This is a genomic window from Actinophytocola sp. (assembly GCF_036402745.1).
Classification (GTDB): Bacteria; Actinomycetota; Actinomycetes; order Mycobacteriales; family Pseudonocardiaceae; genus Actinophytocola.
Genome location: NZ_DASWSJ010000229.1, coordinates 1 through 26861, shown reverse-complemented (window position 1 = coordinate 26861; position 26861 = coordinate 1). Strand labels below are relative to the sequence as shown.

General features: G+C 71.1%; 24 protein-coding genes. 10 read left to right on the top strand and 14 right to left on the bottom strand.

The genetic code is table 11. From position 1 onward, the window contains the following. Positions 1 to 592: 592 nt before the first annotated feature. Positions 593 to 1675, bottom strand: a complete 1083-nt coding sequence (locus tag VGD70_RS21855) for a chromosome segregation protein (protein WP_331084190.1) — start codon at positions 1673 to 1675, stop codon at positions 593 to 595. A gap of 54 nt (positions 1676 to 1729) precedes the next feature. Further along, on the bottom strand, positions 1730 to 3061 hold the full coding sequence (gene ccrA / locus VGD70_RS21850; protein ID WP_331084188.1) for a crotonyl-CoA carboxylase/reductase: 1332 nt from the start codon (positions 3059 to 3061) through the stop codon (positions 1730 to 1732). 573 nt (positions 3062 to 3634) lie between these two features. Between ccrA and VGD70_RS21845 the strand changes: the two genes are divergently transcribed. Next, positions 3635 to 4021, top strand: a complete 387-nt coding sequence (locus VGD70_RS21845) for an SPW repeat protein (protein WP_331084186.1) — start codon at positions 3635 to 3637, stop codon at positions 4019 to 4021. Between the two features lie 101 nt (positions 4022 to 4122). After that, complete coding sequence (locus tag VGD70_RS21840; RefSeq protein WP_331084184.1) at positions 4123 to 4734, top strand: TetR/AcrR family transcriptional regulator; 612 nt, start codon at positions 4123 to 4125, stop codon at positions 4732 to 4734. Here the strand turns inward: VGD70_RS21840 and mce are convergent. After that, on the bottom strand, positions 4697 to 5140 hold the full coding sequence (gene mce / locus VGD70_RS21835) for a methylmalonyl-CoA epimerase (protein ID WP_331084182.1): 444 nt from the start codon (positions 5138 to 5140) through the stop codon (positions 4697 to 4699). The two genes, VGD70_RS21840 and mce, sit on opposite strands and share 38 nt — an antisense overlap. A 123-nt stretch (positions 5141 to 5263) precedes the next feature. Between mce and VGD70_RS21830 the strand changes: the two genes are divergently transcribed. The 3 genes from VGD70_RS21830 to VGD70_RS21820 all read left to right on the top strand — a co-directional run bounded on the left by VGD70_RS21830 (position 5264) and on the right by VGD70_RS21820 (position 8385). Continuing rightward, positions 5264 to 6442 (top strand): acetyl-CoA C-acetyltransferase, encoded by a 1179-nt coding sequence (locus VGD70_RS21830; RefSeq protein ID WP_331084180.1) that lies wholly within the window; start codon positions 5264 to 5266, stop codon positions 6440 to 6442. 10 nt (positions 6443 to 6452) lie between these two features. Continuing rightward, positions 6453 to 7376 carry a methylmalonyl Co-A mutase-associated GTPase MeaB gene (gene meaB, locus VGD70_RS21825; protein WP_414638020.1) on the top strand — a complete coding sequence of 308 codons (924 nt, stop codon included), beginning with the start codon at positions 6453 to 6455 and terminating at the stop codon, positions 7374 to 7376. Between the two features lie 370 nt (positions 7377 to 7746). Continuing rightward, complete coding sequence (locus VGD70_RS21820; protein ID WP_331084176.1) at positions 7747 to 8385, top strand: hypothetical protein; 639 nt, start codon at positions 7747 to 7749, stop codon at positions 8383 to 8385. On the opposite strand, the gene VGD70_RS21815 is transcribed toward VGD70_RS21820, so the two are convergent. Both VGD70_RS21815 and VGD70_RS21810 read right to left on the bottom strand, forming a co-directional pair. Then, a complete protein-coding gene (locus tag VGD70_RS21815; protein WP_331084175.1) occupies positions 8378 to 9424 on the bottom strand; it encodes a class I mannose-6-phosphate isomerase in 1047 nt (348 codons plus the stop codon). The two genes, VGD70_RS21820 and VGD70_RS21815, sit on opposite strands and share 8 nt — an antisense overlap. Next, a complete protein-coding gene (locus VGD70_RS21810; protein WP_331084211.1) occupies positions 9421 to 10404 on the bottom strand; it encodes a LacI family DNA-binding transcriptional regulator in 984 nt (327 codons plus the stop codon). The genes VGD70_RS21815 and VGD70_RS21810 overlap by 4 nt, the downstream gene beginning before the upstream one ends. A 167-nt stretch (positions 10405 to 10571) precedes the next feature. On the opposite strand from VGD70_RS21810, the gene VGD70_RS21805 reads away from it, so the two are divergent. Further along, entirely contained in the window at positions 10572 to 11975 is a 1404-nt protein-coding gene (locus VGD70_RS21805) for a glycoside hydrolase family 47 protein (RefSeq protein ID WP_331084173.1), read from the top strand. Between the two features lie 88 nt (positions 11976 to 12063). Here the strand turns inward: VGD70_RS21805 and VGD70_RS21800 are convergent, their stop codons facing one another. Beyond that, positions 12064 to 13029 (bottom strand): hypothetical protein, encoded by a 966-nt coding sequence (locus tag VGD70_RS21800; protein ID WP_331084171.1) that lies wholly within the window; start codon positions 13027 to 13029, stop codon positions 12064 to 12066. A 246-nt stretch (positions 13030 to 13275) separates the two neighbouring features. On the opposite strand from VGD70_RS21800, the gene VGD70_RS21795 reads away from it, so the two are divergent. After that, positions 13276 to 14190 (top strand): ABC transporter ATP-binding protein, encoded by a 915-nt coding sequence (locus tag VGD70_RS21795; RefSeq protein ID WP_331084169.1) that lies wholly within the window; start codon positions 13276 to 13278, stop codon positions 14188 to 14190. Continuing rightward, positions 14187 to 15233, top strand: a complete 1047-nt coding sequence (locus VGD70_RS21790) for an ABC transporter permease (protein WP_331084167.1) — start codon at positions 14187 to 14189, stop codon at positions 15231 to 15233. Before VGD70_RS21795 ends, VGD70_RS21790 begins: the two co-directional genes overlap by 4 nt. Before the next feature lie 261 nt (positions 15234 to 15494). On the opposite strand, the gene VGD70_RS21785 is transcribed toward VGD70_RS21790, so the two are convergent. Then, positions 15495 to 15998 carry a MarR family transcriptional regulator gene (locus VGD70_RS21785; RefSeq protein WP_331084165.1) on the bottom strand — a complete coding sequence of 168 codons (504 nt, stop codon included), beginning with the start codon at positions 15996 to 15998 and terminating at the stop codon, positions 15495 to 15497. 81 nt (positions 15999 to 16079) lie between these two features. Between VGD70_RS21785 and VGD70_RS21780 the strand changes: the two genes are divergently transcribed. Both VGD70_RS21780 and VGD70_RS21775 read left to right on the top strand, forming a co-directional pair. Beyond that, the gene (locus VGD70_RS21780) at positions 16080 to 16379 is read left to right on the top strand and encodes an MTH1187 family thiamine-binding protein (RefSeq protein ID WP_331084163.1); all 300 of its coding nucleotides are present in this window, start codon (positions 16080 to 16082) and stop codon (positions 16377 to 16379) included. Positions 16380 to 16647: 268 nt separating this feature from the next. Then, entirely contained in the window at positions 16648 to 17646 is a 999-nt protein-coding gene (locus VGD70_RS21775) for a tetratricopeptide repeat protein (protein ID WP_331084161.1), read from the top strand. A 69-nt stretch (positions 17647 to 17715) separates the two neighbouring features. Here the strand turns inward: VGD70_RS21775 and VGD70_RS21770 are convergent, their stop codons facing one another. The 7 genes from VGD70_RS21770 to VGD70_RS21740 all read right to left on the bottom strand — a co-directional run. Beyond that, positions 17716 to 19191, bottom strand: coding sequence for a neutral zinc metallopeptidase (locus VGD70_RS21770; RefSeq protein ID WP_331084159.1), 1476 nt, complete (start codon positions 19189 to 19191; stop codon positions 17716 to 17718). 92 nt (positions 19192 to 19283) lie between these two features. Then, positions 19284 to 19619, bottom strand: coding sequence for an SH3 domain-containing protein (locus VGD70_RS21765; RefSeq protein WP_331084157.1), 336 nt, complete (start codon positions 19617 to 19619; stop codon positions 19284 to 19286). Between the two features lie 72 nt (positions 19620 to 19691). Then, positions 19692 to 21116, bottom strand: coding sequence for a neutral zinc metallopeptidase (locus VGD70_RS21760; RefSeq protein WP_331084155.1), 1425 nt, complete (start codon positions 21114 to 21116; stop codon positions 19692 to 19694). Between the two features lies 1 nt (position 21117). Next, on the bottom strand, positions 21118 to 22326 hold the full coding sequence (locus VGD70_RS21755) for an MFS transporter (RefSeq protein ID WP_331084153.1): 1209 nt from the start codon (positions 22324 to 22326) through the stop codon (positions 21118 to 21120). 4 nt (positions 22327 to 22330) lie between these two features. Beyond that, positions 22331 to 24559 (bottom strand): 1,4-alpha-glucan branching protein GlgB, encoded by a 2229-nt coding sequence (gene glgB, locus VGD70_RS21750; protein ID WP_414638022.1) that lies wholly within the window; start codon positions 24557 to 24559, stop codon positions 22331 to 22333. 266 nt (positions 24560 to 24825) lie between these two features. Then, the gene (locus VGD70_RS21745; RefSeq protein WP_331084146.1) at positions 24826 to 26238 is read right to left on the bottom strand and encodes a maltokinase N-terminal cap-like domain-containing protein; all 1413 of its coding nucleotides are present in this window, start codon (positions 26236 to 26238) and stop codon (positions 24826 to 24828) included. After that, positions 26235 to 26861 (bottom strand): alpha-glucosidase C-terminal domain-containing protein (locus VGD70_RS21740; RefSeq protein ID WP_331084144.1); only part of this gene is annotated, 627 nt, incomplete at its 5' end. The genes VGD70_RS21745 and VGD70_RS21740, both read right to left, overlap by 4 nt.

The window sequence follows — 26861 nt, the reverse complement described above, 5'->3', positions numbered from 1 at the left end:
ACCGACAATTCCCCCTGCCGACGACCCAGCTGTGGACAACCGGCGGGCTCAGGCCGCCTATCCACAAGGTGGCTCGACGCCAACCGAAACTGTCGGTGCCAGCCGATAGGCTGGATCCCGGGGGCCGGAGGCCATGCCTTGGGGAGGTCAGGTCTGTTGTCCACAAGCTCGCTCGCCCGCGGCCGAAATTGTCGGTGTCCGTCGGTAAAATGGATACCGGGGGCCGGAGGCCGCGTTCCAGCGCAGTTCAGCGCGCCTGTCCACAGGCTCGCCCGGCACGGACCAGAATTGTCGGTGCCAGTTCGTAGAATGGATGCCGGGGGCCGGAGGCCCGTGCCGACGCAATTCAGGTCACCTGTCCACAGGCTCCCTCGGCACGGACCAGAATTGTCGGTGCTCGCCGGTAGAATTGATTTCGGGGCCGGAGGCCGCACGCCTGGGCAGCTGACGCAGCCTGTCCACAAGACCGTCCGGCGGCGGCCGGAATTGTCGGTGCCGGTCCGTAGAATTGATACCCGGGGGGCCGGAGGCGCCAGCCATCCACAGGCGCCGGCCGGAATTGCTGGTGGTCGCCGGAGGTTGCGCAGGCGGCCTACCGGGCAATCCGCTTCGTCGCGGCCTGGGACACCTCGACCGGGATGTCGTCGTTCGAGCCGCCGGCCTCCCAGGACTCCTTCGGCGGGCCCGGCATCGGGTGGCGCTCGCGGGGTGCCGGGCTCGGCTTGTCCGAACCCTCCGCCGTCTCCTCGGGCAGCGGCTCGAACGCCGGCGCGGCCATGTCCAGGTGCTCGTGCGCGTCGGCCACCAGGTCGCGGGCCGATGCCAGCTGCTCGGCCACCTTGGTCCGCAGCTTCCGCAGCGCGTCGACCCGCTGCGCGGCATGGCCGATCCGCCGGTTGGCCTCCTCGGTGGCCACCCGCACCCGCCGGTGCGCCTCGTTCGACGCCTCCTGCAGGCGGGCGGTCGACTCGGTGATCGCCTCGTGGCGCCGCCGGTTGGCCTCCTCGGTGGCCTCGCGCACCCGGCGCTCGGCCTCCGACTTGGACGTGGCCTCCTGCTCGGCCAGCGCGCGCATCGACTCGGTGCGCCGCGACGCCATCGCGATCTCGAAGTCCTCCTCGACCGCGACCCGGCGCTGCTCGGACTCGGTGTCGAGCCGGGTGCGCTCGGACTCGGCGGTCGCGGTGATGTCGGCGGCCTCGGCCGTGGCCTTCTCGATGACCCCGCGGTGCTCGGCCTCCATCGCGGCCCGCCGCTCGTCGAGCTCGGCCAGCTGCTTCTCGTACTGCTGGCGCAGCTGCGCGGCGTCGGCCTCGGCCTTTGAGCGGATGTGGTCGGCCTCGGCCTGGGCTTTGGCGTTGACCTCCTCGCGCTCTTCCTGCGCGAGCTGGAGCATCCGCTGCAGGCGCTCGGACAGGCCCGCCATCGTGGTGGGCGGCAGCGAGAGACGGTCGATCTGACCGCGTAGGTCGTCGATGGTGGTGCGAGCCACCTCGAGCTGCGCGGTGAGCTCCGCCGCCTGCGACGAGGCCGCGTTGCGGTCGGTAGCGAGCAGCTTCAGCTGACCGTCCAGCTGCTCGAGATGCTCCTCCACCTGCACGCGGCTGTAACCGCGCTTCGTGATGTCGAAGCCGGCACCCAACGGTACGAGATCGCGCTCCTCACCTAACGCCATGCGCCCACGCTACCCTGCGCCGTCCGGCGAGGTGACGTGTGTGGCAAAGACCCTTTACACGCCGCGGAAACGGTTGATCTCCGCGAGGTGGCGCTCCCGCAGCCCGTGGTCGTGCACGCCGAGACCTTCCTCGGGCGCAAGGCACAGCACGCCGACCTTGCCCTGGTGCACGTTGCGGTGCACGTCGTTGGTGGCCTGCCCGGTCTGCTCCAGTGGGTACACACTGGACAGTGTCGGGTGGATCTTCGCCTTGGCGATCAACCGGTTCGCCTCCCACGCCTCGCGGTAGTTCGCGAAGTGCGAGCCGATGATCCGCTTGAGGTTCATCCACAGGTACCGGTTGTCGTACTGGTGCATGAACCCGCTGGTCGACGCGCACGTCACGATCGTCCCGCCGCGCCTCGCCACGAACACGCTCGCGCCGAACGTCTCCCGGCCGGGGTGCTCGAACACGATGTCCGGGTCGTCACCGCCGGTGAGCTCGCGGATCCGGGCGCCGAACCGCTTCCACTCCTTCGGGTCCTGGGTGTTCTCGTCCTTCCAGAACTTGTAGCCCTCGGCGCTGCGGTCGATGATCAGCTCCGCGCCCATGCGGCGGCAGAGCTCGGCCTTCTGCGGGCTGCTCACCACGCACACCGGCGTCGCGCCGCCGTTGAGCGCGAACTGCGTCGCGTACGAGCCGAGGCCGCCGGACGCGCCCCAGACGAGGACGGTGTCGCCCTGCTTCATGCCGGCGCCGTTGCGGGAGACGAGCTGGCGGTAGGCGGTCGAGTTGACCAGGCCCGGGCAGGCCGCTTCCTCCCAGGTCAGGTGGGCCGGCTTGGGCATCAGCTGGTTGGACTTGACCAGCGCGAGCTCGGCGAGGCCGCCGAAGTTGGTCTCGAAGCCCCAGATGCGCTGCTCGGGGTCGAGCATCGTGTCGTTGTGGCCGTCCGGGTGCTCGAGCTCGACGTTGAGGCAGTGCGCGACGACCTCGTCGCCGGGCTGCCAGGCGTTGACCCCGGGCCCGGTCCGCAGCACGACGCCGGCGAGGTCGGAGCCGACGACGTGGTAGGGCTGGTCGTGCCGCTTGGCCAGCGGAGATGTCCGTCCGTAGCGGCGCAGGAAGCCGAACGTGTCCATCGGCTCGAAGATCGACGTCCACACCGTGTTGTAGTTGACCGCGCTGGCCATGACGGCGACGAGCGCCTCGCCCGGCCCGAGCTCAGGCGTGGGAACGTCGTCGACGTGGAGGGACTTTCGCGGATCCTTGTCCTGAGTGGACTGACCGGCGAACATCTCCACCTCGTCGGCGTGCACGGTCACGCCCCGGTACGACTCGGGAACGGGCAGCGAGCCGACCGCGGCCAGGTCACCGGCGAGTATCGCATCGAGGATCTTCCGCATGCGCAGCAACGCTACCGACCGGTAACGGTACAGAACCACAGACTTGAGGGCTGGGTCACTCGAAGGAGCACCCACTGAGGGCCGGTGGTGATGCGGAGCGAGCCAAGGGCGCTAGCTCGTGGGTGAAGGGCCCGGCCGTTCCCCAAGCACCACGGACGCACCCCGAAGAACCCGCCGAACCCGAGTGCCAGCGACCCCGGAACCGGCCGAACTCCGAGTGCCAGCGACCCAGAACTGCACCGAACGATGGGCGCCGGCAAGAGCCGCGCCGCAGGGGGCGCGGCCTCCGCCCCCCGGTATCCATTCTACGAACCAGCACCGACAAAACCGGCCCGCCGCGAAGCGCCGCCTGTGGACAACCCGGACGCTGCCCAGACGCCACCCCGGACGCCACCCCGGACGCCCTCCCGGACGGCCCACCCAGACGCCGTTCCACGCGCCGCCCCCGACGCTCAGCCGCCGCCCCAGCCGCCGCCCGGATTGTGACCCATCAGACGCGGAACAGAGTTTGACCGGCCGGCCAATCAAGCGCATCATCAATGGTGAGGCTCCATTCACACGGAGGTGGTCTCGATGACGAATCCATCCGCAACTGTCCGGCCGTGGACCAGGCCGCATGACTGGGCGGAGGTCGTACTGGGTGTCGTGGCGCTGTTGTCGCCCTTGTGGACGAACACGGACAACGCCGCGATGTGGACGATGATCGTTCTGGGGGCGCTGGTCGCCCTGGACGGGCTGGCCTCGTTGGCCGTGCCCGGGCAGGTCTACGGCGAGGGGATCCAGATCGTGCTCGGCGTGTTGATGTTCGTCTCCCCCTGGGTGATGAGCTACACCGGGTTCAACGGTATCTCCTGGACCTCTTGGATCATCGGCGCGCTGACGGTCATCGCCGGCGCGGCCGCCCTTCCGGTCGCCCAAGCGGCGCACCGGGCCAGCGGCGGAATGGCCGGACAGCACTGAACCAAGGCTGACCGACCCCTTCGGTAAACCGCACGCGGTCCATGGCGTGGCCTTCCCGGGTTACGTTGTGGGCCGCGCGCCTTGCGAGAAGGGGCAGCACGATGCGACTGACGAAGAAGAAGACCGACCCGTCCGCCCGCGAGCGGATCCTCGCCGCGGCCGAGGAGCTGTTCGCCGAGTCGGGGTTCGACGCCACGCCGACCTCGAAGATCGCGGCGCGGGCCGGAGTGCCCAAGGGGCTCGTGCACTACTACTTCCAACGCAAGCCCGACCTGCTCGGTGCGCTCGTCGAGCGGCTGCCGGACGAGCACATCGAGACGGCGGGCGTGGTCGTACCGGGCGACGTCGCGGCCAGCCTGCGCCGGCTCGTCGCCGAGCTCGACGCGCGGATGCGGGCCTCCTACCTGCTGTCCCACCTGCTCTGGCGGGAGGCCGACACGCACACCGCCGTCCGCGACGCGCTGCAGGCGCGGTTCGGCACGGTGGTCGACCAGGTCCGCGCCGTGATCATGGCGGCGAGCACCGGCAGCCTGCCGGTGGCCGCGGTCGACACCGCCTCGGGGCTGCTCGCGCTCGCGGTCAGCTACCGGCACTCGGTGGCCCGGCACGGCGTGTCCGAGGACGTCGCGAGCTCCGAGACCATGGACCGCGAGGTCGACTTCGTCGCCGGCGCGCTCACCGGTCCGTCGGCGCCGGCTCCACTAGCTCAATGAGCACGCCGCCGGCGTCCTTCGGGTGCACGAAGTTGGTCCGGCTGTTCGCGGTACCGGCGGCGGCCTCGTCGTACATCACGCGCAAACCCTTGGCCCGCAATGCCTCGCTGGCCGCGTCGATGTCGGAGACCCGGTAGGCCACCTGCTGCACGCCGGGCCCCTTGCGGGCCAGGAACTTGCCGATCGTGGTGTCCGGGCCGAGCGGCGCGAGCAGCTGCACGGCGGTGCCGGCGGCGTCGCCCGGCGGGTGCAGCATCGCCTCGCGCACGCCCTGCGCCTCGTTGACCTCCTCGTGGGTGAGCTCGAAGCCGAGGACGTCGCGGTAGAACGCGATCGCCTCGTCCATGTCCGGCACGGCGATGCCCACATGGTCGACGGCGGTGACGTACGACTTCAGCTCGTCCATGCCTGACAACGTAACGCCGGAGCACGCCCGGTGCCTGTGCGGCTACTCACATCGCGCGGTGTCGGCGGACGCGGTCCCGGGTATGGTCCGAAGTTAACGCCCGCTAGCAACTGGAGGCTTGTCGTGTCCGGTTCCGTCATCGTCGCCGGGGCGCGCACCCCGATCGGCCGCCTGCTCGGCTCGCTCAAGGACTTCACCGGCGCGCAGCTCGGCGGCGTCGCCATCAAGGCCGCGCTGGACCGCGCCGGGGTGGCGCCGGAGCAGGTGGAGTACACGATCATGGGGCAGGTGCTCACCGCCGGCGCCGGGCAGATTCCCGCGCGCCAGGCCGCGGTCGCCGCCGGCATCCCGATGGACGTGCCCGCGCTGACCATCAACAAGGTCTGCCTGTCCGGCCTCGACGCCATCGCGCTGGCCGACCAGCTCATCCGCGCCGGCGAGTTCGAGATCGTCGTGGCCGGTGGGCAGGAGTCGATGACCCAGGCGCCGCACCTGCTGCCGAAGTCGCGCTCGGGCTTCAAGTACGGCGACGTGACGATGATCGACCACATGGCCTACGACGGCCTGTTCTGCGCGTTCGACCAGGTGGCCATGGGCGCGTCCACCGAGAAGTACAACTCCCGCTACGGGCTCACCCGCGAGGAGCAGGACAGCTTCTCCGCCCGCTCGCACCAGCGCGCCGCGGCGGCGATCTCCGGAGGGCTGTTCGCCGAGGAGATGGCGCCGGTGTCGATCGCGCAGCGCAAGGGCGACCCGGTCGTGTTCGACACCGACGAGGGTGTGCGCGGCGACACCACGGCCGAGGGGCTCGCGAAGCTGCGGCCGGCGTTCTCCTCGGACGGCACGATCACCGCGGGCTCGGCGTCGCAGATCTCCGACGGTGCCGCCGCGGTCGTCGTGATGAGCAAGGAGAAGGCGCGGTCGCTGGGCCTGCCGTGGCTCGCCGAGATCGGCGCGCACGGCGTGGTCGCCGGGCCGGACGCGAGCCTGCACGAGCAGCCGGCCAACGCGATCAAGGCCGCGCTCGCCAAGTCCGGGCAGTCGGTGTCCGACCTCGACCTGGTGGAGATCAACGAGGCGTTCGCCGCCGTCGGTGTCGTGTCGACCAGGCAGCTGGGCATCAGCGAGGACATCGTGAACGTCCACGGCGGCGCGATCGCGCTGGGCCACCCGATCGGGGCGTCCGGGGCGCGGCTGGCCGTGCACCTGGCCTACGAGCTGCGCCGCCGCGGTGGCGGGCTGGGCGCGGCCGCGCTGTGCGGCGGGGGCGGGCAGGGCGACGCCCTGCTGCTCAAGGTCTAGCTTGTCCTCTGTGGACATCTCGGCGCTCGTCTCGGACGCCCGGGCCGGCCGGCCGCGGGCGGTCGCCCGGCTGATCTCGCTCGTGGAGGACGAGAGCCCACACCTGCGTGCGGTGGCGGCGGCGCTGACGCCGTACGTCGGGCGGGCGCGGGTGCTGGGGCTCACCGGGCCGCCCGGGGTGGGCAAGTCGACGTCCACGTCGGTGCTGATCTCGGCGTTCCGCGAGCAGGACCTGCGGGTCGGTGTGCTGGCGATCGACCCGTCGTCGCCGTTCTCCGGCGGGGCGCTGCTGGGTGACCGGATCCGGATGCACGACCACGCCACCGACCCGGCGGTGTTCATCCGGTCGATGGCCACCCGTGGTCACCTCGGCGGGCTCGCCACCGCGACCCCGCAGGCGCTGCGCGTGCTGGACGCCGCGGGCTGCGACGTGGTGCTGATCGAGACCGTCGGGGTTGGACAGTCCGAAGTGGACATCGTCGGTCTTGCGGACACGACCGTCGTGTTGTTGGCTCCGGGGATGGGCGACGGGGTCCAGGCGGCGAAGGCCGGCATCCTCGAGGTGGCGGACGTGTTCGTCGTCAACAAGGCCGATCGGGACGGCGCCGCGCAGACCGTGCGGGACCTGCGGCACATGATCTCGCTGGGTTCCCACTCGTCCTGGCGACAGCCGATCGTGCGTACCGTGGCATCCGCCGGGGAAGGGGTCTCCGACGTCGTGGCCGCGCTCGACGCGCATCGGGAGTGGTTGGTTTCGCACGGGGAGTTGGCGGGTCGGCGGGCTCGGCGGGCTGCGCGGGAGATCGAGGCGATCGCGGTGGCCTCTCTGCGGTCCCGGTTGGATGGGGAGGCGCTCGCGGGGTTGGCCTCGAAGGTCGCCGCGGGGGAGTTGGATCCTTACTCGGCCGCCGACTTGCTCATCGCTGACCTCTGACGTTCTGGTTGTCCACAGGGCGGTCTCTCGCCGCCGGTTCTTGTCGGTGGGCGTCCGTAGGATGGATCTCGGGGGGCCGGAGGCCACGGCCGTCAAGTTCGTCGGTGCTCGTGGTTACCATCGGGCCGTGACGATGCCGCCAGGGATGCCGCCAGGGGGACCGCCGTTTCAGCCGCCGTATGGAGGGCCGCCGCAGGGTGGGCCACAGGGTTACGGGGCGCCGGGTTACGGGGCGCCGGGCGGGTACCCGCCGCCACCGCCGGGGTATCCGCAGGCGGGGCCGCCGGCTGGGCCGCCCGGGTATGGCCCGCAGCCTGGCTATCCGCCGCCCGGCCACCCGATGGCGCCCGGGCCGACGGGGGCGGGAGCCATGGCGCCGGGCTACGGGCCGGGTGCCGTCGTCATCGACGTGGGTGGTGCCGATGGCAAGAAGGCGGTCATCGGGGCTTCGGTGGCCGGGGGGATCGGGCTCATCGCCGTCATCTCGGGGCTCATCGGGGCCGTCGACGGGGGTGCGGGGGCGGCCATCGCGGCCATCGTCATCGGGGGCTTGTTCCTCGTCCCCGTCGTGTTCGTCGTCGTGGGACGGAAGAAGGTCTTCCGGCCGCGAAGGCTGGTCCTCGAGGCCGCCGGTATCCGGTGGGACGACCCCACGGGCGCGCCCTGGGCGGTGCCGTGGGCCGAGCTCGCCGCCGTGTCGATCTCCAAGCACAGGCCCATGGAGTTCAACCAGAGCGTCGGCGACAAGCTCGCCGGCGCCGCCTCGGACAAGATCGCGGGCGAGCGCGCGCACGTGCGGCTCGACCTCTTCCCCGGCGACCCCGGGTTCGCCGGCCGGCACCCGGAGATGGCCCACCTCTGGGAACGCCAGGGCGTCCAGAACGGCTACCGCATGCCGCTGGGCAGCAACGTCAAGTTCATCCCCCTCATCGCCCAGGGCGTGGGGCGCTTCGCACCGCACATCTACCGGGGGGTCGTCAACACCGAGGGGCGCATGGGCCTCAGCTAGCCGTCGGCGGCTGGCAGCGCAACGCCACGACATCGCCGGACACCGTCGCCGCGCCCGCGGCGTGGGGCAGCACGAACGTGTCGCCGCGGGCCACCGGCACATCGCCCGCGTGCTCGGTGTGCAGGACACCCGCCCCGGACATGGCCACCAGCACGGCGAACGACGGGGTCAGCTCCGCGCCACCACGGATCCGCTCCGCCCGGAAGAACCGGGACGCCGCGTCGCCGAACAGGTCGCGCACCGGCGCGCCCGTGTCCTCCTGGTGCCGCACGAGGGCGCCCATCCGCTCGCCGCCCCAGCCGCTCAGGTCGACACAACCCAGCGCCGTGTCGAAGCCGATGCCCAGGTGGCCGCCACCCTCGTCGTCGAGGAAGCCCTGCCACTCCAGCGTCACCGACAGGTCCGTCGGCTGCTGCAGCTCCACGATGAACACGCCCTCGCCGATCGCGTGCGGCACGCCGGCCGGCACGAACACCGTGTCGCCCGGGCGCACGGTCACCTCGTTGAGCGCGCCGAGCATCGCCGCCGCGTCCTGGCGGGCCACCCAGTCGGCCACGACGGGGGCGTCGAGGTCCTTGGCGAATCCGATGTGGACTGTCGCGGACGGGCCGGACGTACCGACGACGATCCACGCCTCGGTCTTGCCGTAGCGGGAGCCGAAGTGGGCGGCGGCGAACTCGTCGGACGGGTGGCAGTGCACCGGCAGCCGCTGGCCGGCGTCGAGGAGCTTCACCAGCAGCGCCGAGTCCGTGCCGAACCGCGCGATGTGCGACGCGCCGAGCCAGTTGTCGGCGTGCTCGGCGACAGCGTCGCGCAGCAGCTCCCCGTCCGGCAGCACCGTCAACCCGAGGTCCGGCCGGCCGTGCAGGGTCGTGCACGAGGCGACCCAGTCCTCCGGGCCGAACTCGCGCACCTCGTGCTCACCACGCAGCGCCGCGATGGCCGCCCCACCACGGTAGAACCGCTCGGGCTGGTTCGCGGGCAGGCGCACGGGCCGCAAGCCGTCCGCGTCGGTCAGAGCAGCGTCAGTGTCGGTCACGGGCCAACCTCTCCGGATCCACGGGGTACGAGCCGGACCGGGAGCACGATCCGGCGGGGTGGCGAGTCGTCGCCGTCCAGCCGCGCGAAGAGCAGCTCCGCGGCCGCCTTGCCGAGCACCGCCGGGTCCAGCGCGACCACGCTCACCGGCGGGTCGAGCAGGTCGGCGAGCTCGAAGTCGTCGAAGCCGACCAGCGCCGGCCGGGTGGACACACCGGCCAGCGCGCGCAGCGCCAGGACGGTGATCCGGTTGTTGCCGGTGATCAGCGCGGTGGCCGGGCCGGGCCCGCCGAGTATCCGGGCCAGCGCCTCGGCCACCCCGGCGGGGCTGGGCGGGGCCATGGCGACGAGCCGCTCGTCGTAGCGCACGCCCGCCGCCGTGCAGCCCTCGCGGAACCCGCGCAGCCGCTCGGCCGCGGTGTAGATCGCCGGCGCGTCGCCGAGGAAGCCGATCCGCCGGTGGCCGTGCCGGGCCAGGTGCGCGACCGCGGTGGCGGCGCCCTCGACGTTGGCCACCAGCACGGTGTCGACGAGGACGTCACCGGGCGGGCGGTCGACGAACACCACCGGCGTGCCCGACGCGATCTCCGGCAGCAGGTAGCCGTGCCGGGCCCCGGCCGGGACGACGATCAGCCCGTCCACCCGCCGCGCGCAGAACTCCAGCGACAGCTCGCGTTCGCGGCCCGGGTCCTCGTCCGACGACCCGGTCAGCACCTGGCGGCCGAAGCGGCGGGCGACCTCCTCGGTGGCCCGGGTGAGCCCCGAGTAGAAGGGGTTGGCCACGTCCTCGAGCACGAGACCGATCGTGCCGGTGGACGAGCCGCGGCGCAGGTTGAGCGCGCCGACGTTGCGCCGGAAGCCCAGCCGCTCGATGGCCGCGAGCACCCGCTCGGCGGTGTCCGCGTGCACCCCTGGCTCGTCGTTGACCACCCGCGACACCGTCTTGATCGACACGCCGGCCAGCCGCGCCACGTCGCTCATCGTGGCCCGGCGGACCTTGCGCGGCCGCTGGTTGGACAACGTTGTCATGATGCCCGCGATTCGACTACGCCGCGGCTGGAGTTGTCAAACCCTTGACGTGGTTGGGGACTTTTCGCAAGGTGGTCTAGACCGCAAGCTCACCTCGACAAGGTTGTCAGGAGTGCTCGATGCGTACATCCCTGCAGCGCAGAAGGTTCCTCGAACTGCTCGGCGCCGCCGCCGGGCTCGGTGCGGCCGGGGTGGTGACCGCCCCGGTGGCCCTGGCCGCGCCACCCGCGTCCTGGCGGCCGGTGGCCGACGACGTGCGCACCGAGACCCGGTGGGCCTGGCGCCACTACGTCGCCCGCGCGTTCGGGCACGACCAGATCAAGCCGGTCAGCGGCGGGTTCGAGGAGTTCTTCGCGCCGGGCCGCCCAGTGGGCCTCACGATCGTCGAGGCCCTCGACACGCTGTGGCTGATGGAGCTCGACGCCGAGCTCGAGCAGGGCGTCGAGTGGGTCAAGGCCAACCTCCGGTTCGACATCGACGCGTCCTTCCAGGTGTTCGAGGCCAACATCCGGATGGTCGGCGGGCTGCTGTCCGGATACCACTGCACCGGCGAGCCCCGGCTGCTGGAGCTGGCCGCCGACCTCGCGGACCGGCTGCTGCCGGCGTTCACCAAGTCGCCGAGCGGGGTCCCCTACCGGTACGCGAACCTGCGCACCGGCGCGGTGAGCGGGCCGGAGACCAACCTCGCCGAGACCGGCACCTACATCACCGAGCTCGGCGCGCTGTCGCGGTGGACCGGCGACCCGAAGTACGTCACCGCCGCCAAGCGGGCGTTCGAGGTGACCTTCGCCAAGCGCAGCCCGCTGGACCTGCTGCCGTACGCGGTGCACGCGGAGACCGGCGAGTGGCTCAACAGGACCGCGACCGTCGGCCCGCCTGCCGACTCCTACTACGAGTACCTGTGGGACGGCTGGAAGCTGCTCGGCGACCCGGACCTGAAGTCCTGGTACGACACGCTCGTCGCCGGCATCCTGGCGCACCAGTCCGAAGTGGTCGGTGGGCGGCTGTGGTTCGCGCAGGTGGACGCGTTCACCGGGGCGATCGTGAGCCGCGAGCAGAGCGAGCTGGGCTCGTTCTTCGCGGGCCTGCTCGCCGAGGGTGGCGACGTGCGCGACGGCCGGCGCTACCACGACTCGTGGAACGTGGTGCAGGACCGCTACGGGGTGCTGCCCGAGGGCATCGACTACTCGACGCTCGCGGCCACCAGCAAGGGCAACCAGCTGCGCCCGGAGTTCGCCGACTCGGCGTTCAGCCTGTGGCTGGTGACCGGTGACGAGCTCTACCGGCAGCGGGCCAAGAAGCACTACGACCAGATGAAGCGCACCTCGAAGGTCCGCTACGGCTACACGATCCTCACCGACGTGACGACGAACCCGGTGGGGCGCGGGGACTTCTGCCCGGGGTACTGGTGGTCGGAGCAGCTGAAGTACTACTGGCTGATCTTCGGCGACGCGCGGCGGTTCGACTACCGCGACCACTACCTGTCCACCGAGGGGAACCTGCTCAAGGGGGCACGGAGATAGGTCGAGCCGGGTGCGCGTTGGCTGCGCGCACCCGGCTCTTCACCGCGGGAGACCTGTAGCCGGGCAGATCAGGCGGCGAGCTCGGGGATCAGTAGCCGCCGCCGGCGGGCGCCTGCTGCTGGACCGGGGCGGCGGACTTGCAGCCGGCCGGCTCGATCACGAACCAGGTGCCGCCCACACCGTGGCCGTTGGTCTGCCCGGCGTCGGTGTCGCCCGAGAACCGGTAGACCGGCCAGCCGCCGACGGTGACCTGCGTGGTGCCGTCGGCGCGCGCGACGCTGCCGACGAGTGCCTTGTCCACGCCGGTCACCTGCACGTCGCCGTTGTCGGTCACCGGCGGCCACTTCTCGGCGCACGCGCCGTCGCAGGTGGCCTTCGACGGCTTCTTCGAGTCCTTGGTGAACAGGTAGAGGGTGAAGCCGTCCTGGTCGGCGAGCGCGGGGCCGAAGCCGGGGAGGTCGGCGCCGACGATCCGGACCGGGCCCTGCGCGGGTTGGGCCGGCGCGGGCTGTGCTCGTTGCGCGGGCTGTGCTTGTTGTGCTTGTTGTGCGCCGGCCTTGCCGCCGTCCGGGGTGACCGCGAACCACGTGCCGTTCACGCCCTGTCCCTTGACCTCGCCGGGGACGGCGTCGTCGGCGAACTTGTAGACCGGCCAGCCGTTGACCGTGACCTGCTTGGTGCCGTCGCCACGGGTGATGTCGCCGACCACGCTCTGGTCGACGCCGCTGACCTGCACCGCCCCGTCGGTGGTGAGCGGCGGCCACTTGGTGGCGCAGGGACCGTCGCATTTGGACAGCGGCGGGTTGGCGGAGTCCATGTCGAAGCGGTAGAGGGTGTAGCCGTACTGGTCGGTGAGGATCTGGCCGAGGCCGTCGACCTGGACCGCGCTCAGCGTCACCGCGGGGGTCTTCGGGGCGTCGTTGGCGGCGGCGGCCTTGGCCGGCGCGGCGTAGGTGTCGGCGGCGGGGGACTGGGGGCCGGTGCTACAGGCGCCGAGCGTCAGCAGGCCGATGGCCGCGGCCGCCATCGGGACCGCGAGGTGCTTGCGAGACATGGGAACCCCTTGTGGGTCGGCTGGACCGCTCGCGCCCGTCTCGCGCGAGGGACCTACGCCCCTGTACACGGGAGCCACGCGCCCGCGGTTCACCCGAGTTCGTGGATCAGTCCAGCCGCGGCCCGAACCGGCTGGTCGCCGCGCGGAGCGTGCCGGTTCGACCTTCGGCTACATCGCGGGCTCCTTAGGTGGCGAATCGGCTCGTAGCCGGTCGTTTCCGGGGTGTGCTCGGTTATGTTCTCGCTCGTGATCGACACAGCAGGCGCGGCGGTGGTGGTCGAGGACCTCCGCAAGGCGTACGGGGACCTGAACGCGGTGGACGGGGTGTCGCTGTCCGTCGCCGAGGGGGAGTTCTTCGGCATCCTCGGCCCGAACGGGGCCGGCAAGACCACGACGTTGGAGATCATCGAGGGGCTGCGCGAGCCTGACTCCGGGTCGGTGACGCTGCTCGGCGAGAGCCCGTGGCCACGCAAGGTGTCGCTGCTGCCGCGCATCGGCGTGCAGCTGCAGGCGTCGTCGTTCTTCGAGAAGCTCACCGCGCGCGAGCAGCTCGAGACGTTCGCCTCGCTCTACGGCGTCGGCGCCGCACGGGCCCGGGAGATGCTCGAGCTCGTCGGCCTCGCCGACAAGGCGGACACCCGCGAGGACAAGCTCTCCGGCGGCCAGCGGCAGCGGCTCTCGATCGCCTGCGCGCTGGTGCACGACCCGGACGTGGTGTTCCTCGACGAGCCGACCGCGGCGCTGGACCCGCAGGCGAGGCGCAACCTCTGGGACGTGCTGCGCGCGATCCAGGAGCGCGGCAAGACGATCGTCTACACCACGCACTACCTCGACGAGGCGGAGATCCTCTGCGACCGGGTGGCGATCATGGACCGGGGCCGGATCCTCGCGATGGACCGCCCGGCGGCGCTGGTGCGCGGGCTGGACGCGCCGACCCGGGTGATCCTCGAACGCGGCTTACTGTCCATTTCGGACGCCGAGGCACTGCCCGGCGCGGACGTCGTCACCGAGGACGAGGCGTCGCTGACGATCTCCACCCGCAAGCCGGCCGAGGTCCTGTCCGCCCTCGCCGAGCGCGGTTCGCTGGCCGGGTTGCAGGTGCGGACCGCCACCCTCGAGGACGTCTTCCTGGAGCTGACCGGACGGGAGTACCGGGCGTGACCGCGTTCAAGAGCCTCGCGCTCGCCATGCTCAAGGGGTTCTACCGGGACAAGGCGACGTTGTTCTTCACGTTCGTCTTCCCGCTGATGTTCCTCGTCGTGTTCGGCCTGCTGTTCCGGGACGCGGGCGCGCAGAAGATCAACATCGGGGTCGTCGGCGAGGGGCCGGTGATCACCGCGCTGGGGCAGACCGGCGCGCTGGCGCTGGAGCACCACGACACCCTCGACGAGGCCGTGCGGAAGGTGAAGGACGGCGACCTGCCGGCGGTCGTGGCGGAGAACGGCGACCAGGTCACGTTCCGGTACGCCCAGAGCGACCAGACCCAGGCCGGCACGATCGCCGGGATCGTCCAGGGTGTGATCAGCCAGCTGAACCAGCAGGCCACGGGCGTGCCGCCGAAGTACACAGTGGACGGATCGAACGTCGAGGACTCCTCGCTCAAGCCGATCCAGTACATCATGCCGGGCATCATGTCCTGGGGCGTCGCGGTCACGGCGGTGTTCGGGGCGGCGCTGACGTTGGTGAGCTGGCGCAAGAAGCAGGTGCTGCGCCGGATCCGGCTGGCCCCGGTGCCCGCGTCGACCGTGCTGACCTCCCGCGTGGTGGTGACCATCGGGGTCGCGATCGTGCAGGCGCTGATCTTCCTCGGGATCGGCGCGCTGCCGGTGTTCGGCCTCAAGCTCACGGGCACGTGGGCGCTCGCGATCCCGGTGTTCCTGCTGGGCATCCTGGCGTTCTTCGCGATCGGCATGCTGGTGGGCGCGTTCTGCAAGACCGAGGAGGCGGCCACCGGCGCGGCGAACATCGTGGTGCTGCCGATGGCGTTCCTGTCCGGCACGTTCTTCCCGATCGACCAGTCGCCGGGGTGGATGCGGACGGTGTCGAACGTGTTCCCGCTGCGGCACATGAACGACGGGATCATGGACTTCCTGGTGCGCGGCCGGGACGCGAGCGCGCTGGTGGTGCCGTGCCTGGTGCTGACCGCGTTCATCCTGGTGGTGGGCACGATCGCGGCGAAGGTCTTCCAGTGGGAGGACAGCTGAGGCCGGGTGGCGGGATGCGCCACTCGCACCGGCAACCTGTCCACAGGCCACGCGCGGGCACCGAAACCGTCGGTGCCGCCGAATAGACTGGAACGCGGGGGGCCCCCGCGGCCCCGGGCGTGATCGCGGGCTGTCCACAGCCCATGGTGGCGCCCGCGAAACTGTCGGTGCCCGCAGGTACGCTGGTGACTGGGGGGCCGGAGGCCAAACCCGTTGCGCCGCCAGCCGGGGCCGGACCGGGCCGGGTGAGCCGGATGTCGGTCAGTCCTCGAAGTCGCCCACGGCCTTGCGGACCTTCGCCAGCAGGTCGGTCAGCTGGGTGGTCTGCCGCTCGGTCAGTCCCCGCAGACCGAAGTCGACCTCGGTGACCGCTGTCGTCGCCTCCTCGCGGCGGCGGCGGCCGGCCTCGGTGATCTCGGCCAGCGTCGTGCGGCGGTCGGTCGGGTGGGGCAGGCGTTTGACCAGGCCGTCGGCCTCGAGACGATCCACGATGTTGGTCACGCTCGTCGGGTGCAGCTGCAGGCGCTCGCCCATCACGCGCATCGGCAGGCTGCCGCGCTTGGAGAACGTGAGCAGCACCAGCGCCTCGTACCGGGCGAACGTGAGCCCGTGCGGCCGCAGCGCGGAGTCCACTGCGGACTGCAGTACCTGCTGGACTCGCATGATGCTGGTGACCGCCGCCATCGTGCCGGACGGTCCGACGCGCTCGCCCCAGATCTCGGCCGCGCGGGCGATGGGATCGAACGACAGCACTCGCTGGCTCATGGCGGTTGAAGTTACCAGTCGGTACCCGCGAAGGTGCCCAGGCACAGTTCCATTCGGGAGAGGATCGGGAGAGGAGCAGGCGTGCTAGTCGCATTCAGTGTGGCCCCCGCGGGCGGCGAGTCGGACAGCGTGAGCAAAGCGGTCGCCGAGGCGGTGCGGGTCGTGCGGGAGTCCGGCCTGCCCTCGGAGACCACGAGCATGTTCACCACGATCGAGGGCGAGTGGGACGAGGTGATGGCGGTGGTCAAACGGGCGGTCGAGGTGGTGCAGCAGCGCGCGCCGCGGGTGAGCCTCGTGCTCAAGGCCGACATCCGCCCCGGCCACACCGGCCAGCTCACCGCCAAGGTGGCACGCGTCGAGGAGCACCTGGCCGCCGATTAGGACCGGCAGGACCGACGGGCAGCCGCTCACCTACAGCCGCGCTCACGGGCCGTCCGCCCAGCTCACGGCCACCACGGAGCTCGTCGAGCACCTGCTGGCCCGGCCGACCGCGCAGATCGACGCGCTGGTCACGGTGAAACTCAGCGGCGAGGCACCGAGGCCGGCTTCTCCGGTGACTACGGCGCGACGATCGGCCTGCGGGTCCGGTTCTGAGCCGCTTTGCCGGTAGCCCCGACGGGTGATGTCGGGGACGTGCCAGGATAGCTATGTGACAAGGCCAGACCCACGTCAAACCGCAGCTCTGTCGGCCGCCCTGTCCGGAGCTGTCGATCTTTCCGCACTCAAGGCCCGGGCGGACGCGGCCAGACGCCCGCCGGCCGGGCAGGCATCCGCGCCACCGCCGTCGTCGTCCGGTCCGGAGGCCGGCCAGCAGACCACACCGCACGCCGCGGGTGACTTCGTCATCGAGGCCACCGAGGAGACGTTCCAGTCCGACGTCGTCGAGCGGTCGCTGCAGGTACCGGTCGTCGTCGACCTGTGGGCCGAGTGGTGCGAGCCGTGCAAGCAGCTGTCGCCGCTGCTCGAGCGGCTGGCCCAGGCCGGCAACGGCGCCTGGATCCTCGCCAAGATCGACGTCGACGCCAACCCGCGGATCGCCCAGCTCTTCGGGGTGCAGTCCATCCCCACGGTGGTCGCCATCGCCGGCGGCCAGCCGGTCGAGGCGTTCGCCGGCGCCCAGCCGGAACCGCAGGTGAAGCAGTGGATCGCCGGGCTGCTGGACGCCCTGCGCGACCGCCTGCCGGGCATCCGCGCCGCCGAGAGCGGGGTGGAAGCGCCGGAGCCGGAGCCCGAGCCCGAGGACCAGCGGTTCACCGCGGCCGAGGACGCCTTCGAGCGCGGCGACTACCCGGCGGCCGAGGCCGCGTACCAGAAGATCCTCGATGCCGAGCCGGCCAACGAGCAGGCGAAGTCCGCGTTGGCGCAGGTCCGCTTCCTCGCTCGGGCGGAGGCGGCGGACCCGTCGGTCATCGTGCGGGCGGACACGTCGCCGGAGGACATCGACGCCCAGCTCGCCGCCGCCGATGTGGAGCTCGCGTCGCAGCGGGTGGACCAGGCGTTCTCCCGGCTGTTGTCGGTGATCAAGCGCACCTCCGGCGCGGACCGGGACCGGGCGCGCAACCATCTGGTGGAGCTGTTCGGCCTGTTCCCGCCGGAGGACCCGAGCGTGGTCAAGGCCCGGCGGGACCTGGCCAGCGCCCTGTACTGACCGACCCCGGACACACGTCGGCCCCCCGGATCCGGGGGGCCGACGTGGTGTTCTTAGGCGACGGTGTCTTTAGGCGAAGTCCTTCGTGCAGGGCGCCGAGCCCTCCATGAAGCCGCGGCGGAACGCCTCCACCCGGGCGAAGCCGGCCTCGACCCGCTTGCCGTTGACGTCCGCGGCGATCAGGCTCTCCTCCTGCAGGAGTTCGGCCACCGCCTCGTCGAGGTCGCCGATGGCCAGGCGCAGCCGCCGGTCCTTGGCGTCCTCGTTGGTGAAGCCCGCCCACGCGCCGGTGAGGCACGCGGTCCGCAGCCCGGCCTTCTTGTCGTCGAGCGGCAGGCCCATCGACTTCTGGATGGACAGCGTGTAGCGGGACGCGATCTCGGCGAACGCGGCGAAGTCGCCGAGGCCGCCGCTGCCCTGCTGACCGGGCTGCGCGTTCGGGTCCGGCTTGGCAGCGAGCGCCTTGAGCGAGGCCGCGTCGAAGCCCACGGCGTTGTCGTCGGGGCAGTAGGTCACCGGCTTGGTCGCCTCGCCGGTCTTGCACGTCGAGCCGTTGCCGGTGATCTGCGGCTGGTCGGAGCCGTTGTCCTTGAACGCGTCGTTGAGGCTCTCCTGCAGTGCCTGCAGGTTCTTGGCCTCGGTCGGGTCGATGTCACCCTCGTTGGACTGCTTGATCTCCGCGTTGCTGCGCTGCTTCTCCGCGATCCGGCCGTCGATCTCGGCCGGGTCCATGTCCGCGCACCGCTTCGGGTCGTGGGTGAAGCCCTCCTGGAACGCGTAGACCCGGTCGAAGGCGAGGCCGTGCGCGCCCTCGGTCATGTGGTCGAAGCCCGCGGGGTCGCGGATGAAGAACAGCGTGGCGAGGATGTCGTTGAGGCCCTTGCCGGTGTTGATCTGGAAGTGCGCGGAGTTGCCCTCCGCGACGTAGCGGAAGAAGTTGCCCATGTAGCAGTCGGCCTGCTGCTCGCGCACGATCGTCGGCGTGCTCTGGCTCATGTTCGACTTCGCGCCGAGCCGGGACTGTATGGCGTGCCCCATCTCGTGGGCGAGCACGCCGACGACCGACATCGGGCCGAACTGCTTGTTGAGCATCGGCAGCAGCACGCCCCGGTCCCAGGCGATCGCGTCCTCGCCGCCGCCACCGCAGTAGAACGCGTTGACCAAGCCCGCGGTGCTGGTGCCGCAGATGGTGACGCCCGCGCCGTCTGAGTCGTAGGACACCAGGCGGGTGAGCTTGGTGAACTTCTCGTCGAACAGCGTCGGCAGCTGCTTGTCCCAGTAGTCGTAGAGGTCGCCGATCGCGTTGGTGGCGATCTTGTCCATCGCGCCGCCGTCCGCACCCTCGACCGTCAGCTTGGCGTCGTCGACGCCCTGCCGGGGCCCGCTGGGCCCGTTGCTGACCTCGAGCCCACCGGCGTTGGTCGGGTCGATGCCTCCCATGGCCGACGGCGTTCCCGCGACCGTCTGCCCCGCACAGCCCCCCAGCTGAGCGATCACCGCCGCGACCGAGGCAAGCCCCAGCCCGATCCGCCACAATCCCCGCATTGCATCCCCTCCGGTACCCGGACCAACCACGCTGGAGGCACCCTACTGGGGCCCCGCCTCGCGTGTTCGGCGAACCGGTGGAGTGCTGGGTTTCAGGCGCAGCGCAGGTAGGTGAGGTACGCGGCGGCCACCCAGCCGGGCCCGTAGGTGGTGTTGTAGAGGTAGCCGTTGGTGGGCGTGAGGCCGGTGGTGACGATCTGCGTCCCGTTGAGCAGGCTGCCGACCGTCGGGGCGGTGGGCGAGGGCTGACTGCGAATGTAGAGCGACGACCCGGGGTCGACGACGACTCGGTGCAGGTAGCCCCTGCTGCAGAAGGTGTTGGTGCCGACGGGGTCGGCGGAGGCGGCGGCCGGGGCCGCGGCGAGGCCACCGGCGAGCACGACGGCGAGGCCGAGGACGACGAGCAAGGACGTGGCAAACTTTCGCACCGAAACCCCCAGTGATTTCGCGAATTTGTTGCTGGAGCGACGTTAGCGGGGGAGCGGAGCGGTGTCCACGGGTCAGTCCAGGCCGCAGGACTTGTCGCCGTCCACGACGCCCTTGCGGAAGGCCCGGACGCGCTCGAAGCCCGTCGGGATGAACTTGCCCTTGATGTCCCGGGCGGCGTAGTCGTAGGTGAGCAGGACCTGGATGGCCTCGTCGAGGTCGCCCGGGGACAGGTACTGCTGGTCGAGGTTGAGCAGCGAGCCGGTGAACGAGCCGGCCAGGCAGACCAGGTCGTGCTGGGAGTTGCTGCCCTCCGTCGGCTTCCGCAGGTCGGTCAGCGCGGCCACGGCGAACCGGCTGGCCAGCAGCGTGCCGGTGGCGTAGTCGCCGATCTTCGTGTGGATCCCGGGCAGCTCGGTCTTGGTGTCGAAGTCGATCTTGGTCGCGTCCGGGCAGTACGCCACCGGGCCCTGGTCGGCGTTCGTGCAGTTCGGCCGGGCCTCGGTGGGGCTGAGGCTGGGCTCCTTCCACTGCCCGCCCCGCCGGGTGACCAGACCGCTGAAGTACGCGTTGAGCTTGGGCGTGATCGAGTTGAGCATCTGGTTGAACTCGAGGTTGCCGCCGCTCTGGGCGTCGGCCGCGTTGATGAAGCCCGTCTGGGTGAACGTGCGGTTGTCCATGCTCATCCCGGCGCACAGCTTCGCGCCCGAGTCGAACCCGTCCTGGAACGCGGACACCCGGTCGAACGCGTCGCCGTGCGCGCCCGCGTCGGTCTGCTGGGTGCCGATCGGGTCCCGGAACGTGATCAGCGACTCCAGCGCGGAGTCCAGCCGGTCCGTGGCGATCTGCAGGTAGGTGGCGTTGTCGTCGGCGACCCAGCGCACGAACGACCCGGCATAGCAGTCGGCCTGCGCCTCGATGAGGATCGTCGGGTACTTCGCCGGGTCGGCCCGCTGCTGCTCGATGGTGAGCCCGGCCCGCCGCTGCACCGCGTGCCCCATCTCGTGCGCCAGCACCAGCATCACCGCGGCCTCGCCGAACCGCTCCTTGAGCACCGGCAGCAGCGCCGCCCGGTCCCAGGCCATGACGTCGGCGGTCGGGCAGTAGAACGCGTTGCCCTCGACGTCGGTCGCCTTGTCCACGCACGGTGGCGCGGGCGCGTTCGGGTCGGTGGTGTCGACCGAGTAGTAACCGCCGGTCAGGTCCTTCCACTGGCCGCCGAACGTCTTCGGGAACGTCTCCGACCAGTACGACTTGACGTCCGCGAGCACGGCGGCGGCGAGCCGGTCGATCTCCCCGCCGTCGGTGTTCTTCACGAACGACGGGTCGATGCCCCCCGGCGCGTTGGGGTCGGTGTGCGAGACCACCGAGCCGGAGCTGGTCGGGCTGCCCGCGATGGCCGTGGTGCACGCCGTGAGGCCGGTGACCACGGACAGCAGCAGCACAGCGGAGACGCCGGATCGGATGCGCACGCGTCCAGTGTGCCCGCCCCCACCCACGTCATGTCGCCGAGCGGCGCAATCCGGCCACGTTCACCGCCGCCAGCGCCACGATCGCGGCCTGCGCACCAGCCCCGACCAGCAGCGTCGGCGCGGTGGTGCCGGGGCCCGCGAGCTGCCCGGCGATCGTGGTGCCGACGCCGAAGCCGGCCCACATGATGCTGAACACCCACGCGAACGCCTCGATTCGCTGCCCGGGTGGGCTCAGGTCCCCGACGAGGACCTGCTGCAACGTCTCCACCGGCCCGGAGAGCAGGCCGAACAGGGTGAACGCGGCGCCGACGGCGACCAGGCCCGCACCGGCCGGGCCGGCCGCCGCACCGGCCAGCAGCGCCAGCGCCGCGCCGGTGTGCAGCACGATCAGCTGGGCCCGCGGCCCACCCGGCCACGTGCGTGCCCCGTAGGCGATCCCGCTGACCACGCCGCCGAGCGCGAGAAGGCTCGTGAACACGCCCGCCGAGCCCTGCCCGGAGGCGGCGGCGACCGCGGTGACCTCGAGGCAGCCGAACGCGAACGTGTCCAGCGCGATCATCGCCAGCAGCAGCCGGATCCGGCCGTCGACCAGCGGGCCGAACATCCTCGCCGCACCGTGCTGCCGGGCGTGCTGCCGGGCCTCCGTGGGCTCGCCGACGCGGCGGATCGCCGGCGCGAGGGCCACCAGCGCGTCGCCGGCGAGCTTCATCGCGCCGGTGATCGCCATCGCCCCGGCCGGGGGCAGCACCAGCAGCAGACCACCCGCGATCATCGGGCCCGAGACGAACGTCGCGTTGTTGAGCGCCGCGTCGAACGCGTACGCGGTGGGCAGCCGGTCGGCCGCCACCAGGCTCGGCCACACGCCGCGGACCACCGGCCCGGCCGGTGGCACGGTGACGCCCAGCACGGCGGCCGCGAGGAACAGCACCTCGACCGGCGCGGTCGCCGCGAGCCCCGCGAGCAGCCCGGTGTAGGCGACCATGTGCCCCGCCAGCAGGGTGAGCAGGACCCGCCGCGGCTCCCTGCGGTCCGCGAGCCGGCCCCGCGCCGGGCCGACGACGGCGGTGCTCACCGCGAACACCATCAGCACCAGGCCGGCCTCGGCGTAGCCGTAGGACTGCGTGACCGCGACCAGGAGCGTCAGGTTGAGCATCGACGTGGTCACCCGGCTGAGCAGGACCGCAAGGGTCAGCCTGAGCACACCCGGCACGCCGAGCAGCTCACGGTAGCGGCGCAAGCTCTCAGATCTCGGGGGCCGGGGCCAGCCAGACCACGCCCTGCGGTGGCAGCTGCAGCAGCGCCGACGCGGGCTGCCCGTGCCACGGCTCCTCGACGGCGTCGACGCCGCCCAGGTTGCCCCAGCCGGACCCGCCGTAGTCCTGCGCGTCGGTGTTGAGCACCTCGCGCCAGCGGCCGGCCTGGGGGAGCCCGACCCGGTAGTCGCGGTGCGGGTGGCCGGCGAAGTTGGCCACGCAGGCCACCACGCTGCCCGGCCGCGACGGGTCGTAGCGCAGGAAGCTCGCCACGTTGTTGGCCGAGTCGTTGGCGTCGATCCAGGCGAAGCCCTCGGGCCGGGTGTCCGCGGCGAAGAGCGCGGAGTGGTCCTTGTACTGCCGGTTGAGGTCGCCCACGAGCCGCTGCAGCCCGCCGTGCAGCGGCTGCTCCAGCAGGTGCCAGTCGAGCGAGCGGCTCTCCGACCACTCCTGGGTCTGGCCGAACTCGCCGCCCATGAACAGCAGCTGCTTGCCCGGGTGGGCCCACATGAACGCGAGCAGCGAGCGCAGCCCGGCCGCCTTGTTCCAGTCGTCGCCGGGCATCCGGGTCCACAGCGAGCCCTTGCCGTGCACCACCTCGTCGTGCGACAGCGGCAGCACGAAGTTCTCGCTCCACGCGTACATCAGCGAGAAGGTGAGCTCGTTGTGGTGGTAGGAGCGGTGCACCGGGTCGTGGCCGACGTAGCTGAGCGTGTCGTGCATCCAGCCCATGTTCCACTTGAACCCGAAGCCCAGCCCGCCGAGATGGGTCGGGCGCGTGACGCCCGGCCAGGCGGTGGACTCCTCGGCCACCATGATGGCGCCCGGGTGGTGCTTGTAGACGGTGGCGTTGAGCTCCTGCAGGAACCGGACCGCGTCGAGGTTCTCGCGTCCACCGTGGACGTTCGGGAGCCACTCGCCTTCCTTGCGCGAGTAGTCGAGGTAGAGCATCGAGGCGACCGCGTCGACCCGCAGGCCGTCGATGTGGAACTCCTCGGCCCAGTAGAGCGCATTCGCGACCAGGAAGTTCCGCACCTGCGGACGGCCGAAGTCGAACACCAGGGTGCCCCAGTCCGGCTGCTCACCGCGGCGCGGGTCCGGGTGCTCGTAGAGCGGAGTCCCGTCGAACCGGGCGAGCGCCCAGGCGTCCTTCGGGAAGTGGGCCGGGACCCAGTCGACGATCACGCCGATGTTCGCCTGGTGCAGCGAGTCGACCAGGAACCGGAAGCCGTCGGGATCGCCGAAGCGCGAGGTCGGCGCGAAGTACGAGGTGACCTGGTAGCCCCAGGACCCACCGAACGGATGCTCCATCACCGGCATGAACTCGACGTGGGTGAAACCCAGCTCGTTGACATAGGCAACGAGCTCGTCCGCCAGTTCGCGGTACGACCGGCCCTTGCGCCAGGAGCCGAGGTGAACCTCGTAGACGCTCATCGGCTCGGCGTGTGCCTGGGAGGCCGCGCGGCGCTCGAGCCACGCGTCGTCCTTCCACTCGTACGACGACTCGGTCACCACCGACGCGTTCGCCGGGGGAGTCTCGGCCAGGTTCGCCATCGGGTCGGCCTTCTGCCGCCAGACTCCGTCGCGCCCGCAGATGTCGAACTTGTACCGCGTGCCGGGGCCGACGCCCGGCACGAACAGTTCCCAGACCCCGCTGCCGCCGAGCGAGCGCATCGGATGCGCCCGGCCGTCCCAGAAGTTGAAGTCCGCCGTCAGCCGGATGCCTTGCGCGTTCGGCGCCCAGACCGCGAAGGACGTGCCGGTCACCGAGCCGGTCGGACCGTCGTACCGGCGGACGTGCGCGCCGAGCACGGTCCACAGCTGCTCGTGCCGGCCTTCGCCGATCAGATGCAGGTCCATCTCGCCGAGCGACGGCAGGTAGCGGTACGGGTCGTCGATCTCCAGCGGGGGGCCGTCCGCGTAGGCAACCTCGAGCCGGTAGTCGGGCACCTTGTCGACCGCGAGTGAACCGACCCAGATCCCCTCGTACTCGTGCCGCAGCTCGACCCGCTGGTCGTCGAACACCGCGGTGACCGACTTCGCGAACGGCCGCAAGACCCGCAGTGTCACCGATCCGTCGCCGAGATGCGGCCCGAGCACCTGGTGCGGGTCGTGGTAGGTCCCGTGCACCAACCGCTCGAGCACCGAACGATCCACCGCGACCGCTCCGGGTCCCGCCTCAACCGGAACCTCGACCTTCTTCGGCGGCTCGGTCATCGGCTCGGACAACGGCCCGGACGACTGCCCGGACGACTGCCCGGACAACGGCGTGCCCACTTCGGTCCCACGCTCGTTCGATTCCATACACCCCATCCTGCCCGATCAGCACCTCATCTTCTGCACCCCGTACCCGACTGCTTCAGGCCTACACAGGCGCAGGCGGACGGCCCCTGCTCCAAGGCGTCGCGGACGGCGGCAAGCGGGTGGCGCGGGGCCAGGCGAAGCCGGACGTGGTGTGATCGGCTCGGCCGCTTACTCGCCGCTTACTCGCCGCTCAGTTGCGCGGCCGCGGCCAGCGGGATCGGCAGCCAGGTCGGTCTGTTCCGGGCCTCGTAGAGCGTCTCGTAGATGACCTTGTCGGCCAGGAACGCACTGAGCAGTACGTCCTGGTCGCGCGGATCCGCCCCCGCCACCTCGGAGTACCCGTCGCAGAACGCGCGGCGGTTCCGGCTCGCCCACTCGGCGGCCCGGTAGGCGATCTGCTGGTCGCCCTGGTGGTCGGCCAGCAGCGAGCGGGCCGCGTAGTCGAAGGACCGCAGCATCCCCGCGATGTCCTTGATCGGGGTGTCCAGCGCGCGCCGCTCGACCAGCGACTTGGCCGGCTCGCCCTCGAAGTCGATCAGCTTCCAGCCGTCGATGGTCCGCAGTACCTGACCCAGGTGGAAATCCCCGTGGATCCGCTGCACCGAGACCGGTTCGTCGTACGCCGCGAGCGCGTCGAAGGCGTGGCCGAGTCCGACGGCGTACTGGTCCAGCTCGGGCACCGCCGCGGCGGCCTTGTCCAGCCGGCGTTTCATCGCAGCCGCGTGCTGGACCATCTGGGCCGGCTCCCACACGTCTGTGCCGAGCGCCTTGGCCAGCTCGGCGTGCACCTCCGCGGTGCTCGCGCCGAGCCGGTACGACTCGGCGGCGAAATCCCCGCCGACCTCGTCGGCGTGCAGGTCCGCCTCGGCGTACAGGTCGCGGACCGAGGTGGTCGCGTACGACCAGCCGTCGGTCGCGTTCTTCTCGAACACCGTCATCATCGCCAGGTCGCCGGAGTCGGTGCCGCCGCCGGCCCGCGGCCAGGAGCCACGCGCCGATCCGAGCACCTCGGGAACCAGCTCGGAGCCCGCCTCGGTGAGCGCCGACTCGATCTCGACCCCGGGGTTGCTCCCGGGCTCGAGCCGGCGGAACACCTTCAGCAGTGCGGTGTCGCCGAAGACCAGCGAAGTGTTGCTCTGCTCGACGGTGAGGACGAGCGACTGCGCGTCATCCGGCACGACGGTGGAGTTCTCCGGCGCGTGCACCGGGTGGAACTCCAGTCCGTCCAGCCGGCGCCCGTGCGTGAGCGCGTCCAGCCAGTACGGCGTCGCCTCCTTGTCGTGCAGCGCGTCGTACACCCAGACCCTCGTGTCGCCGAGGTCCTGCTCGTCCCAGTCCCCGATCAGCGCGTGGCCGAGGTTGTCGACCGGCTCGCGGTGATAGCTGAGCGGCAGCTGGTAGACCCGGATTGCGTTCTCCGCCCCGGGCGGCCCGGCACAGTAGACGAACCCGATCCGGACCGCAGGCCAGACGCCCCCGTCCGACAGCCACACCGAGGTGGCCATCGCGTCGACGTTGACGTCGTGTCCCTTCTCACCGAACCATCGCTGGTTGGCGCAGAAGGACTGGACCTGGTCCAGATTCGAAGTCACGAAGAGCTCTCCTCACGTTCAGCCGGCTTGTTGACCGGCAGGCGGAACCAGTAGAAACCGTGCGCACCGAGGGTGAGCAGGTACGGCAGCTCGCCGATGGTCGGGAAGTGCACCCCGCCGAGCAGCTCGACCGGCTCCACGCCCTGCCATTGCCGAAGGTCCAGCTCGATCGGCTGCGGGAAGCGTGACAGGTTGTTCACGCACAGCACGACATCGTCACCGAACTCCCGCACGTAGGACAGCACGCTCGGGTTGGAACCGCCTAGATCAGTGAAGGTACCCATGCCGAAACACGGGTGCTGCTTGCGGGTCTGGATCATCCGCCTGGTCCAGTGCAGCAGACTCGACGCGTTCTCCATCTCGGCCTCGACGTTGACCGCCTGGAACCCGTAGACCGGGTCCATGATCACCGGCAGGCCGAGCTTGCCCGGTGTGGCGGTGGAGAAGGACGCGTTCCGGTCGGGGGACCACTGCATCGGAGTACGGACGCCGTCGCGGTCGCCGAGCCAGATGTTGTCGCCCATGCCGATCTCGTCGCCGTAGTACAGGATCGGCGAGCCGGGCAGCGACAGCAGCATCGCGGTGAAGAGTTCCATCCGGTTCACGTCGTTGTCGAGCAACGG

What these genes read in the sequence shown, in the direction of transcription:
- mce (WP_331084182.1), bottom strand. Translation starts at nt 5,140, where the DNA reads ATGGACGAGCTGAAGTCGTACGTCACCGCCGTCGACCATGTGGGCATC.
- VGD70_RS21820 (WP_331084176.1), top strand. Translation starts at nt 7,747, where the DNA reads ATGGCGCCGGGCTACGGGCCGGGTGCCGTCGTCATCGACGTGGGTGGT.
- VGD70_RS21855 (WP_331084190.1), bottom strand. Translation starts at nt 1,675, where the DNA reads ATGGCGTTAGGTGAGGAGCGCGATCTCGTACCGTTGGGTGCCGGCTTC.
- VGD70_RS21770 (WP_331084159.1), bottom strand. Translation starts at nt 19,191, where the DNA reads ATGCGGGGATTGTGGCGGATCGGGCTGGGGCTTGCCTCGGTCGCGGCG.
- glgB (WP_414638022.1), bottom strand. Translation starts at nt 24,559, where the DNA reads ATGACCGAGCCGCCGAAGAAGGTCGAGGTTCCGGTTGAGGCGGGACCC.
- VGD70_RS21800 (WP_331084171.1), bottom strand. Translation starts at nt 13,029, where the DNA reads ATGTCTCGCAAGCACCTCGCGGTCCCGATGGCGGCCGCGGCCATCGGC.
- VGD70_RS21785 (WP_331084165.1), bottom strand. Translation starts at nt 15,998, where the DNA reads ATGAGCCAGCGAGTGCTGTCGTTCGATCCCATCGCCCGCGCGGCCGAG.
- VGD70_RS21840 (WP_331084184.1), top strand. Translation starts at nt 4,123, where the DNA reads ATGCGACTGACGAAGAAGAAGACCGACCCGTCCGCCCGCGAGCGGATC.
- VGD70_RS21845 (WP_331084186.1), top strand. Translation starts at nt 3,635, where the DNA reads ATGACGAATCCATCCGCAACTGTCCGGCCGTGGACCAGGCCGCATGAC.
- VGD70_RS21810 (WP_331084211.1), bottom strand. Translation starts at nt 10,404, where the DNA reads ATGAGCGACGTGGCGCGGCTGGCCGGCGTGTCGATCAAGACGGTGTCG.
- ccrA (WP_331084188.1), bottom strand. Translation starts at nt 3,061, where the DNA reads ATGCGGAAGATCCTCGATGCGATACTCGCCGGTGACCTGGCCGCGGTC.
- VGD70_RS21805 (WP_331084173.1), top strand. Translation starts at nt 10,572, where the DNA reads ATGCGTACATCCCTGCAGCGCAGAAGGTTCCTCGAACTGCTCGGCGCC.